The organism is Nostoc sp. (assembly GCF_041747015.1).
Lineage (GTDB): Bacteria > Cyanobacteriota > Cyanobacteriia > Cyanobacteriales > Nostocaceae > Nostoc.
Genome location: NZ_JBGTFY010000014.1, coordinates 1 through 12,184 on the forward strand (window position 1 = coordinate 1; position 12,184 = coordinate 12,184).

The window sequence follows — 12,184 nt, forward strand, 5'->3', positions numbered from 1 at the left end:
TGAGTATATCCGTGACCGCATTTCTCACGTTGGGAATATTCCCCCTTTGGCGACTATTATTCTCGAAAAATCTGTTCTCAATTCTTTTGGTTTGTCATGGCTGCCTGAATAACTCTTTCCCCGAAATATTGAGGGGATACAATTAATTAACATCAGACATAACCTCTAACTCAGCAAGGGCTACGCCCCACTACGCTAATAAAACTAAAAATATGGAACTATATTTAATTCGTCATGGCATCGCCGAAGACAAGGGATTAGGCATCAAGGATGAGGAGCGCAGCCTTACCAAAGAAGGACGGCAAAAAACTGAGCAAGTTGCCCACAAGTTTGTTAAGTTAGGTTTAAATTTTGATTTGATTGTCACCAGTCCCTTAGTGCGTGCCCGCCAAACAGCTGAAATTCTCATAGCAGAAAAACTAAGCTCCCAGTTAGAGGAATCTAGCCACCTCGCCCCCGATGGTCAAATTTCTAGTTGGCTCAAAGACTGGTTAGAGCCAAGAAATTATTCGCAAAATACCCAACTGGCACTAGTTGGACATGAACCAGAATTGACTAATTGGGCAGAAATTCTTCTGTGGGGAGAAGTAAAAGGAAGCTTAGTCTTGAAAAAAGCAGGTATGATTGGGATAAAACTACCAGAAACAGGTTCTCCTCTGGGTTGTAGTCAGATGTTTTGGTTGACACCACCCAAGTACCTGCTGTAACAGTTTTTCAACATTTCTGATTGTTGTTAGAACGGCTACTGTTATGGCGACAATAATTTCTGGTAAGTTAGCTTGATCAGATATTTCAACAAGTAAATGGTGTTGCCATGATGGTGTGCGAATACAAGCCTGGTTTAGAAGGCATTCCTGCCGCCCAATCAAGCATTAGCTATGTTGATGGGCAAAAGGGATTACTAGAATATCGTGGCATTCGGATTGAGGAACTAGCAGAAAAAAGTACGTTCCTCGAAACTGCTTATCTCTTAATCTGGGGTGCACTGCCAAATAAAGAAGAACTGGAAGCATTTGAGCATGAAGTTCGTTACCACAGGCGGATAAAATACCGCATTCGGGACATGATGAAATGCTTTCCAGAAAGTGGTCACCCAATGGATGCCTTGCAAGCCTCTGCTGCTGCTTTAGGCTTGTTTTATTCGCTCCGAGATTTGCATAATCCTGCCTATATTCGAGATTCGGTTGTGCGTTTGATAGCAACCATTCCCACAATGGTAGCGGCGTTCCAGTTGATGCGAAATGGCAATGACCCGGTACGTCCCCGTGATGACTTAGACTACTCCGCCAACTTTCTATATATGCTCGATGAGCGAGAACCCGACCCATTGGCGGCGCGGATTTTTGATATCTGCTTGATACTTCACGTCGAGCATACAATGAATGCTTCCACTTTCAGTGCCAGGGTGACAGCTTCTACCCTGACTGATCCTTACGCTGTAGTTGCTAGTGCGGTGGGAACCTTGGGAGGGCCTCTGCATGGTGGAGCCAATGAAGAAGTGATTCAGATGTTGGAAGAAATTGGCTCTGTGGAAAATGTCCGTCCTTACATAGAGAATTGTTTGGAACGCAAATCTAGGATTATGGGCTTTGGACATCGTGTTTATAAAGTAAAAGATCCACGAGCCACGATTTTGCAAAAATTGGCCGAACAGTTGTTTGAGAAGTTTGGGTATGACAAGAACTATGACATTGCCCAAGAAATGGAACGAGTCGTAGAGGAAAAACTCGCCTCAAAAGGGATTTATCCAAATGTTGACTTTTACTCCGGTTTGGTGTATAAGAAAATGGGTATTCCCACAGACTTGTTTACGCCAATATTTGCGATCGCCCGCGTTGCCGGTTGGCTAGCCCACTGGAAAGAACAACTAGCAGAAAACCGGATTTTCCGTCCTACCCAGGTTTACAACGGTAAGCACGAAGTTACTTATACACCCATTGACCAACGGTAAATGGAAATTGCAAATAGGGCATTGGGCATGGAAAATCGAACCAATGCCCCATACACTATGCGCTGTTTAGGCGGTGTTCAGAGATAAAATCACTGCGTAAGTCCTAAAAATATATTCTCTCCTTGTCCCCGTGTTCACTCAATGGCCAATCTCAATGCCAACCATAAGTAGAAGTTCTCATCTCGCTTCAGGGTGCTCAAACCATCCAAGGATATACTAGGCATGGGAATTGGCAACAAACCTTCAATCAGGCGCGATCGCAGCAAAAATTATAAATGGGTGAATTTACAGGTATTAATTCAACTCATAGTTGTAACTCACCATAACTCGATGTCTTAAAGAGCGGAAACATGAATTCAGGAATTGACCTCCAAGGAACTTTTATTGAATCCCTCCGGGATTTAGGTATACCAGCAGGAACAGCCAAAGCGATTTGGATGCCCCTGCCAATGATACTGATGCTGATTGGGGCAACAGTGGGGGTATTAGTTGCTACTTGGCTAGAAAGGAAAATTTCTGCCGCCGCACAGCAGCGAATTGGGCCAGAATTCCAGGGGCCTTTTGGTTTGCTGGTGCCTGTAGCGGATGGTTTGAAGTTGGTATTTAAGGAAGATATAGTACCAGCTAAGTCTGATCCCTGGCTGTTTACCCTCGGCCCAATTATTGTAGTAATTCCGGTGTTTCTGTCGTTCCTGATCGTCCCATTTGGGCAGAATATCGTAATTAGCAATGTGGGCATGGGTGTATTTTTGTGGATTGCCTTGTCAAGCATTCAGCCCATTGGCTTGCTGATGGCTGGCTACGCATCTAATAACAAATACGCTCTCTTAGGAGGCTTGCGGGCAGCAGCGCAATCTATTAGTTATGAAATTCCTTTGGCGCTGGCAGTGTTAGCGATCGCTATGATGTCTAATAGCCTCAGCACCGTTGATATTGTCAATCAGCAATCTGGCTACGGCATCTTGGGCTGGAACATTTGGCGACAACCAATCGGCTTTCTGATTTTTTGGATAGCCGCCTTAGCTGAATGCGAACGATTGCCCTTTGACTTACCCGAAGCAGAAGAAGAACTTGTAGCAGGCTATCAGACTGAATACACAGGTATGAAATTTGGTCTGTTCTACCTGGGTTCTTACGTTAACTTGATCCTTTCTTCCCTACTGGTAGCAATTCTCTACCTGGGCGGTTGGGACTTTCCCCTTCCTCTCAACCTGATCGCTGGTTGGCTGGGAGTCAGTGAAGTAAATCCCGTGTTCCAGATAGTAACTGCGGCTTTGGGTATTATTATGACCGTGTTCAAAGCCTATTTACTAGTGTTTGTCGCCATCCTCTTGCGCTGGACAGTGCCACGGGTACGGATTGACCAACTGTTAGATTTAGGATGGAAGTTTTTGTTGCCAGTTGGTTTGGTTAATCTCCTATTAACCGCCGCCCTGAAACTAGCCTTTCCCTTTGCCTTCGGTGGTTAGTAATTAGTCATTAGTATAAATGACTAATGACTAAGGACAAAGCGCAAAGTCTGAGCGCCGGTTTCCGGCGATCAGAACTTTGTAAGAGAGGACAAGGGACAAATAACGCTGATAGCTTAAAAAGAGAGAGTGAAATACAATGCTCAAGTTCCTGAAACAAGTTGGTGATTACGCCAAAGAAACGGTACAAGCTGCGCGCTACATTGGTCAGGGACTTTCTGTTACTTTTGACCACATGCAGCGGCGTCCAATTACTGTACAGTATCCTTACGAGAAATTGATTCTTGGCGAACGGTTTCGCGGTAGAATTCACTTTGAATTTGATAAGTGCATCGCCTGCGAAGTTTGTGTTCGCGTTTGTCCAATTAATCTGCCTGTAGTAGATTGGGAATTCGACAAAGCTAGCAAAAAGAAAAAACTCAATCACTACAGCATTGACTTTGGAGTTTGTATATTTTGCGGTAATTGTGTGGAATATTGCCCCACCAACTGTCTATCTATGACAGAAGAATATGAGCTTGCCACTTACGATCGCCATGAATTGAACTATGACAGTGTAGCCCTCGGTCGTCTGCCCTATAAAGTAACAGATGACCCAATGGTTACACCACTACGCGAATTAGTTTACCTGCCCAAGGGCGTTCTCGAACCACATGGACTGCCCGCAGATGCGCCACGTGCGGGTGCGCGTCCAGAAGACCTTGTGGAACAAACGGAAAAATAAATGTCATTTGTCCTACCCTGCGGGAAGCCGCAGAAGCGTCTATGTTATTTGACTAATGACCAATGACTAATGACCAATGACCAATGACTAATGACTAATGACCAATGACAATTGACTAAGGACAAAAAACAGTGAATCTAGCCGAAGGAGTACAGTTAGTATCGCTTGGCATACTGGGCGTGATGATGATTGGGGCAGCCATTGGCGTGGTGCTGTTCTCCAGCATCGTCTATTCTGCCTTTATGCTGGGGGGCGTGTTCATCAGCATAGCGGGAATCTACCTGTTGCTGAATGGTGATTTTGTTGCATCTGCACAAATACTGATTTATGTTGGGGCAGTTAACGTGTTGATTTTGTTTGCCATTATGTTGGTGAACAAACGCCAGGATTTTGTAGCATTTCCCAACTCTTGGGTGCGGAAAGTACTAACGGGTATAGTCAGTGTAGGATTGTTTGGTCTTTTAAGTACGATGGTGCTGGCTACTCCTTGGGCTTACTCAACTCCTCCAGTGGCGGGTGGTGAAAGTTCTATAGTTTTGATTGGAGAACATTTCTTCACCGATTTTTTACTGCCTTTTGAACTAGCTTCCATTTTGCTGCTGATAGCGATGGTAGGAGCAATTATTTTGGCGCGTCGGGAATATTTGCCAGATCAACTGATACCATCCAAACTGGGGCAAACTGTTTTGACTTTGCAAGAACGCCCCAGAGAACTGGTATCAACAACCAGCGAAACAAAAGAGTAATATTTGCGGCTTCAGTCGTAGATAAACAGCCAGATTTTTTTAGGAGAGATACCCAGATTCATGCAACTCCAGTACTTTTTATTACTAGCAGCAGCTTTATTTTGCATCGGCATCTATGGCTTAATTACCAGCCGTAACGCTGTGCGGGTGCTGATGTCAATTGAGTTACTGCTCAATGCTGTTAATCTGAATTTAATGGCATTTTCCAACTTCCTTGACTCAACATTAATTAAAGGTCAGGTTTTCACAGTATTTGTGATTACCGTGGCGGCGGCCGAGGCGGCGGTAGGTTTAGCGATCGTGCTGGCCATTTATCGCAACCGCGATACCGTCGATATGGAGCAGTTTAATCTCCTGAAGTGGTAACTGTGCGTGCAACTCAAGCAGGTAATCATTGCTTATAAAGCGCGGGATGCCCGGAGTAAAGAACGGGCAGAAATCTGTGCTAAACAACTCGAAAATCGTGAGTGCCAGGTGTTGATGGGGCCTAGCGGGCCGAAAGACAACCCTTATCCCGTCTTTTTGGCTTCAGCTACTCAACCAATCGATCTGGCTTTGGTATTCGGTGGTGATGGTACTATTTTAGCTGGTGCCAGACATTTAGCCCCAGCTGGCATCCCAATTCTGGGAGTGAATGTGGGAGGTCATCTGGGGTTTTTAACTGAGTCAGCGGACGAGTTTCAAGATACGGAGAAAGTTTGGGATCGGCTGTTTGAGGATCGCTATGCTATCCAACGGCGGATGATGTTACAAGCTGCGGTGTATGAGGGTCATGGGTCTAATTTGGAACCAGTGAGTGAGCGTTACTTGGCTTTGAATGAATTTTGTGTCAAACCTGCTTCCGCTGACCGGATGATTACCTCAATTCTGGAAATGGAAATCGATGGTGAGGTAGTCGATCAATACGTCGGGGACGGGTTAATCATTGCTACTCCCACAGGTTCTACTGGTTACACCGTTTCTGCCAATGGGCCAATTATCCATGATGGGATGGAGGCGATTACTATCACTCCGATTTGTGCAATGAGTCTTTCTAGTCGCCCTCTGGTTTTACCCCCTGGTTCTGTGGTAAGTATTTGGCCTTTGGGCGATTACGATTTGAGTACCAAGCTGTGGACAGATGGGGTTTTAGGGACTTCAATTTGGCCGGGACACCGCGTTGATGTGCGGATGGCAGATTGTCGGGCTAAATTTATTATTTTGCGCGAGAACAATTCCTACTATCAGACGCTGCGGGAGAAGTTGCTTTGGGCTGGTACAAGGGTTCACTACAGCAATAATCACCGTAATTAATTAAGTATTTTAGAGTGCATTTACCGCAGATGGCGATGGCGATGTCTACGACGGGCTACGCCTACGCAACGAAAACGCCGCAGGCGGATCGCAACCAAAATTATTCAAGCCCCTAGATTCAATCCAGGGGCTTTCTGCCCTGATTGTGACTCTTTTAACTGACTTGCATTTATAGCGTATATCAAAGATCAAAGGAAAATTTTGTATCTTATTGCCAGATTTTTTGGGAATTAATCTCCATAATAAAAGTACTCTATCCCTAATTCAAGAGAGTAAAAAAGCTCTCTAGAGGTTCTGTTATCGAAAACCGTCTCAATCACGCTTCGACACATTAATGTATAATGTGAACTATTTGTATAGTGCCTAAATCCTAGTAGGATATTTTCGCAAATCTAAGTAGGAAGATAGATGGAAGTTTCTGGATGCAACATCAATTACCCACTGAATCCTCCTGCCTCTATTGAAGATTTTCCCGTCCTTCAAACTGAAAAATATATCCTACGGTTGGCCTCAACTGAAGAAGAATTAAAATCAATTTTTCGGTTGCGCTTTGAAGTTTTTAATATTGAACTAGGGTTAGGGTTTTCTGCTTCTAACTTTACCCAAATGGATATAGATAAGTTTGATGCGGTTTGCCATCATTTAATCCTGATCTCCAAACAAACGGGAAAAACGATTGGAACTTATCGGATGCAAACGTATACAATGGCTTCTCAAAGGCTAGGTTTTGATGCTGCCGATATATTTAATCTTAATGCGATTCCCAATTCTGTGCTTCAGGCATCAGTTGAAGTTGGGCGTGTATGTATATCTAAAGAATATCGCAACAGTCAGGCACTTTTAATACTTTGGGAAGGGCTAGTAAATTATCTCATCTGGAGTAAAAACCAATATTTCTTTGGCTGTGCATCACTATTAACACAATGTCCTTGGCAAGCTACTTGTGCTTATGATTATTTTCAGCAGAATGGCTTGATGCATCCAAGTATTTTGGTTTATCCAAATTCACAATCTTGTCTAGAACTGACTCAAAACTATCCAGATTTATGTAATGTTGAGATTCCTAAAATTTTGCAGGCATACTTGAATATTGGAGCTAAAATATGCAGCCTTCCAGCTATTGATCGGCAGTTTAAGACTATTGATTTTTTAAGTATATCTAATATTGCAGACTTTGCAAGATGGCGTTACCAAATTTTGTAAAAAGTCTTTTTTGTCCTAATGACTGTCCGTTCGCTTATTTTAGAAAAGTGAGAAAGAATTATATCTTGCACTGCCTCTTGTGTAGCTGATGATAGATAGAGGCTGGCAGTTTTACCCCATCAAGAACCGAGCATATACTTCAGATTTTTATGGCTTTCAGTAGCATTAGTTAATCAAGCTACCATATTAAGCTGATGAATTGAGCTTGTCTATAATGGCAATAGATTTTAGATTATTGGTGATTATTTGGATGAAATTTCGTTAATACATTTAAAATTGATTGTAACATTGCACTTTGACAACGGTGTTATCTCAGATAAATCATTAGGTTCAATCTAGAAATTGATCTAAAATAATCCCAGACTCTACTGATATTAAGCAAGTGCAGAGATGATGCTAGGCAGTGTTCGTCTCACAAGCGAAAGACGTTACTTGGTATAGGTTTTTATTGCTGAGATTGTAAGTAAAAATGTGCTTTTACTTTATAGTAAAAGTATATAAAGTAATAATGTAAATATAAAGATATGAAACTGCCTTTAAGTTCATCCCCAGCTCAATCTCGGCAAACTAGAGAGCAATTTGCTAACCCTGATACTTATCTAGATTATGAACTAGGTAAAGCAGTGCAAGAACTACCACCGCTTTATACAAGATTGGTAGGGATAATTTTAAGTGCAGCAGTATTTGGTGCGATCGCCTGGGCAGCTTTGAGTAAAGTAGATGATGTAGCCCAAGCTCATGGTAAGTTGATTCCAGGTGAAGAAGTGCAGCCAGTGCGATCGCTTAGTAGTGGCAAAATTAAATTTATCAATGAAACCAGGGTAAAAGAAGGTCAGCAGGTACAAAAGGGTGACAGGTTAGTAGAACTTGATCCTGAATCTTCCCTAGCTGATATTGAAAGGCTAAACAATCAAGCTATATTAATTCGGCAAGATATCCAACGTGTTAGCAAAGCTGGAGATGAGGGACAAAAAGCACGTATTAAGGAGGCAGAAATTGAACTTTCTGGTCTGCGTAAACAACTTGTATTTAGCAAAAGCAAAGCAAACAGGCTGCGGAGTATAATCGGTGCTATCAGTCGTATAGAAGTTGAAAATGCTCAACAAGAAGTCAGAGATTTAGAAACAAAAATTGCTGTCAAACAGCAAGAAATTCAACAACTGCGGCAAAATTATCAGACTGGTCTTCTTTCTGAGATTAGCAAGCGTCGTGAGGAGTTGCAGTCTGTTGAAAGGCAGATAGAACAAGTTAAAAATCAACGTAAAAATCAAATTATTACAGCTCCAATTTCCGGCAGAGTTTATAACATTAAGGTTAACCAAGGTCAGGGGGTAGTCCAATCTGGTGAGGAGTTATTGTCTATTTTACCAGAAGGGAAAGAACCTTTGCTAGAAGTTGATTTGCCAAATCAATATAAGGCTTTTGTTCATGAAAAAATGAAGGCAAAGGTTAAAATAGACTCCTTAAATTATCAAGAATTTGGCATCATTGATGGCGAAGTGGTTGACGTTAGCCCCAATGCAGTTGTTAAGGATAAAGATTCAGGCAAAGCTGTTTATCCGACCAGAATTAAACTCGATCCAGTCATGCTTAAAAAGCGGGGCTTAGATAAGCAGTTAACTGCTGGGATGACTGCGGAAGGCGATATTGTCATGCGGCAAAAGTCAGTTTTGAGCTTGTTGCTTGAGCCGGTTACCCGGAAGTTTGATGATGTATTTTCTCGCAAGTGAATCGGCTCAATACGGTAAGCTTGAGTTTAATGTTATGGGGATCAGCTTGGTACATTCGCCCTCGGCTTCTTGTTCGTTTGAAGGGAAGGGTGATAAATAAAAATAATCTAATGAGTAAATTATTGATAAAAATTAAAGTAATTATTTGAGGTATATATGACTCAAGCCCTACCCAAGTTAGTAACCTTTGAAGAATTTGCAAATTGGAAACCAGACAACGGTCGTTATGAACTACACAATGGGGAAATTGTTGAGATGTCACAACCATTAGGCGACCATGAAGATATTGTTGGTTTTTTGGTTGAAAAATTAGTTACAGAATATACCCGTTTAAACTTGCCTTATCGAATACCCAAGACAGCTTTAGTCAAACCACCTGAAAGTGAAACAGGTTACTCGCCAGATGTACTGCTGTTAAACCGTCCTAATTTAGTAATAGAACCCAGATGGAAAAATCAATCAACAGTTAGTTACGGTGAATCAATTCCATTAGTAATAGAAGTTGTAAGTACTAATTGGCGCGATGATTATCTTGATAAAGCTGGCGATTATGAGGAAATTGGTATTCCCGAATATTGGATTGTCGATTATCTTGGCTTGGGTGGAAGACGATTTATCGGCAACCCCAAACAACCAACTATTTCGATTTATCAACTAATGGAAAGCGAATACCAAGTTAGCCAGTTTAGGAAAGGGGAACGTATTATGTCACTAACATTCCCGGAATTGAATTTAACTGTACAAGAGGTTTTTGATGCTGGCTTACAAAGTTAGTTATTCCCTTGCACTTTTCTACCTCATAAAACGTTTTTACTATTTTCAAAAAATATTGTAGCGATCGCTTGGGTAACTTTCAGTAAAATTGACGAGTTTGCTGATTGGCAAAACTATTTGGTATCAGGATTTGAGTTTTGAAGTACAAATTCATCTTCTATTTCAGAAATGCCCCATATCGAGCTTGTTAGCCAAAAAGGTTATTCCATGCGTTCTTAGCTCCGTCTGCGATCGCTTTCCCTGCTTCCTCTGCTCCTTGCTCTAAATCATCGCCGAATTCACTTCCGACAACGCCACCAATTATTCCACCAACTATTGCTCCTGGAGGTCCCCCAACAGCCATACCGATAGCAGCACCTCCTGCTGCTGCACCCCATCCACCAGCAACACTACCCGCTGTTCTCCGGAATTCTTGCCCAAATCCGTCTTTCTGATAAGCATCATTAAGCCGCACTACATCAAGTGCAGCAGCAACAGGTAATAAGACTTTGGAAGTCCCTCTAACAGCCCTTTGAACATGAGCATTTTCAAATGCCTTGACTACTGTTGATGTACTCGGTTCGCTAACTGTTGGCAAGCCTTGTTTTCCCTTGAGGGGGAAATTTTCATGACCTCTAACTCTTTGACTTGCTGCTCGATGCTTTGCAGCTTCACCCCAGTTAGTTGGGCTGCTATTACGACGATGAGCGATCCCAGTTTCTGGATCAGTATACACTACTCCTTTTCCTTTTGTGAGCTTAAATCGATCTGCAACCTCCCAGCCTGCCATGCCTGGCGTTGAGGGAGCTTTCTTCGTTATAGGGTCATGTTCCAAGTGAACTCTAGCAGGAACATTCTTGATGCCAGCCTCTTTTGCTGCTGCAAGTCGGCGGTGATCAAGAGTTACATACCTACTTCTGCCGATAGGAATTTCTCTGCCCCTGATAGAAACTTGTCTCCTTAGAAATTTCACCATATCTGGTGGCTCTTTTGTATAATCCCAGCCATGCTTTTTCATCTCGTCTACTAAATTCCTAAATGGCGTTCCATCTCCCATGCGGTTAGATATAGTTGCCTGGCTGCTGTGTACCCTTCGCAATGGGACAAGTCTAATAGATTTACTCCCGTCTGGAAGAGTAGCTCGGAGGACAAGTGGTTTAGCAGCACGACTAGCTTCAGTAGGTACAGATGGCGGTGGCAATCTCCGACTTACTGCAAAGGCTCCGACTGCGATGCCTCTAACAACATTACTGGTCTGGTTCAGCGCATTATTATTGTTCTGTTCTCCCACAGGAGCGATCGCCTTAGTTGGATTGTTTATCGAATCGCGCTCTCCCTGGCGGAAGAGTTCCATTGCCCTGCTAGAAGATGGCTGAGTTCGAGCTGGCAGTCTCGGTGGAGCGCTAGGTCTAGGTTGAATGGGGCGACGAGGATTGTTTATTAAATCCCGCTCTCCCTGGCGGAAGAGTTCCACTGCCCTACTAGAAGATGGCTGAGTTCGAGCCGGCAGTCTCGGTGGAGCGCTAGGCCTAGATTGAATGGGACGACGAGGATTGTTTATCGAATCCCGCTTTCCCTGGCTGAGGAGTTTCACTCCACTGCTAAAAGATCTTCGATGAGTCTGCTGGAAATGGCGAGCAATTGGCGAAATCCTCCCGTTGGCGGAAACCCTATAGCCGTCTTTTTTAAGTGCCTGTCTATCTTCTTTTAGAAGCATCGCTATCAAACTCTAGTCTTAAGTTTTTAGTTTTATTGGCTTCTAGCTTTTGCTAAAGCCATAAGTAAATCCCTATCTGTAAATTATAATCTTTTTGATATATGCAAAAATTGCTAAAAACAACCGTGAAAATATGGAATTTTTACTTCTAGTTGCTTCTAACAGCTTTAGTATGTATAAATTATTTTTACAAATCAAATATTAATATAGCGGTTCAAGGGTTGAATCATCGGATAGCCTACCTTTATCCTTTGATGGGTGAGAGTTTGTGCAATCACGACACCAAGCGTTTCTTACTTTTCCCTGACTCTTTCTTCCCTATACGTAGAAAAATTGATTAATGATAATTTTTGTTGCGGATTAACCCTAGCGACGGTTATTATTCGAGATTATCGAACAATAATCGTCGCGTTTGTTTCTATGCTTGATTTCGTTGCCGCTCCAGATGTTCGCGGTGGGGAGCATCCACTTTTGGAAGATATACAAAATATGGAAGAATATAAGAGGAAATAAAAAGAGCGCATCAACTACCATGAGCCAAGATAGACAAGAACGAATCCAAGCCTGTGTAACGGAACTGGCAACATTACTGTATGAA

The 12,184-nt window shown here is 42.7% G+C and carries 11 protein-coding genes; 10 read left to right on the forward strand and 1 reads right to left on the reverse strand.

What is annotated here, in order from left to right; translation table 11 throughout:
- Positions 1 to 212: 212 nt before the first annotated feature.
- From sixA to ACEW80_RS01060, 10 genes are all read left to right on the forward strand, one after another.
- The gene (gene sixA / locus ACEW80_RS01015) at positions 213 to 707 is read left to right on the forward strand and encodes a phosphohistidine phosphatase SixA (protein WP_373524813.1); all 495 of its coding nucleotides are present in this window, start codon (positions 213 to 215) and stop codon (positions 705 to 707) included.
- 107 nt (positions 708 to 814) lie between these two features.
- Positions 815 to 1,951 carry a citrate synthase gene (locus ACEW80_RS01020; RefSeq protein ID WP_373524814.1) on the forward strand — a complete coding sequence of 379 codons (1,137 nt, stop codon included), beginning with the start codon at positions 815 to 817 and terminating at the stop codon, positions 1,949 to 1,951.
- A gap of 350 nt (positions 1,952 to 2,301) precedes the next feature.
- Complete coding sequence (nuoH, locus tag ACEW80_RS01025) at positions 2,302 to 3,420, forward strand: NADH-quinone oxidoreductase subunit NuoH (protein ID WP_373524815.1); 1,119 nt, start codon at positions 2,302 to 2,304, stop codon at positions 3,418 to 3,420.
- Positions 3,421 to 3,559: 139 nt separating this feature from the next.
- Positions 3,560 to 4,144 carry a photosynthetic/respiratory NAD(P)H-quinone oxidoreductase subunit I gene (gene ndhI, locus ACEW80_RS01030; protein WP_373524816.1) on the forward strand — a complete coding sequence of 195 codons (585 nt, stop codon included), beginning with the start codon at positions 3,560 to 3,562 and terminating at the stop codon, positions 4,142 to 4,144.
- 131 nt (positions 4,145 to 4,275) lie between these two features.
- On the forward strand, positions 4,276 to 4,890 hold the full coding sequence (locus ACEW80_RS01035; RefSeq protein ID WP_373524817.1) for an NADH-quinone oxidoreductase subunit J: 615 nt from the start codon (positions 4,276 to 4,278) through the stop codon (positions 4,888 to 4,890).
- A gap of 60 nt (positions 4,891 to 4,950) precedes the next feature.
- A complete protein-coding gene (gene nuoK, locus ACEW80_RS01040; RefSeq protein WP_006199065.1) occupies positions 4,951 to 5,256 on the forward strand; it encodes an NADH-quinone oxidoreductase subunit NuoK in 306 nt (101 codons plus the stop codon).
- Between the two features lie 6 nt (positions 5,257 to 5,262).
- Positions 5,263 to 6,183, forward strand: a complete 921-nt coding sequence (locus ACEW80_RS01045) for an NAD(+) kinase (RefSeq protein ID WP_373524818.1) — start codon at positions 5,263 to 5,265, stop codon at positions 6,181 to 6,183.
- Between the two features lie 408 nt (positions 6,184 to 6,591).
- On the forward strand, positions 6,592 to 7,386 hold the full coding sequence (locus ACEW80_RS01050; protein WP_373524819.1) for a GNAT family N-acetyltransferase: 795 nt from the start codon (positions 6,592 to 6,594) through the stop codon (positions 7,384 to 7,386).
- A 524-nt stretch (positions 7,387 to 7,910) separates the two neighbouring features.
- Complete coding sequence (locus ACEW80_RS01055; protein ID WP_373524820.1) at positions 7,911 to 9,116, forward strand: HlyD family efflux transporter periplasmic adaptor subunit; 1,206 nt, start codon at positions 7,911 to 7,913, stop codon at positions 9,114 to 9,116.
- 156 nt (positions 9,117 to 9,272) lie between these two features.
- The gene (locus ACEW80_RS01060) at positions 9,273 to 9,890 is read left to right on the forward strand and encodes a Uma2 family endonuclease (RefSeq protein ID WP_373524821.1); all 618 of its coding nucleotides are present in this window, start codon (positions 9,273 to 9,275) and stop codon (positions 9,888 to 9,890) included.
- 187 nt (positions 9,891 to 10,077) lie between these two features.
- Here the strand turns inward: ACEW80_RS01060 and ACEW80_RS01065 are convergent, their stop codons facing one another.
- Positions 10,078 to 11,586 carry a hypothetical protein gene (locus tag ACEW80_RS01065; RefSeq protein ID WP_373524822.1) on the reverse strand — a complete coding sequence of 503 codons (1,509 nt, stop codon included), beginning with the start codon at positions 11,584 to 11,586 and terminating at the stop codon, positions 10,078 to 10,080.
- Positions 11,587 to 12,184: the final 598 nt, after the last annotated feature.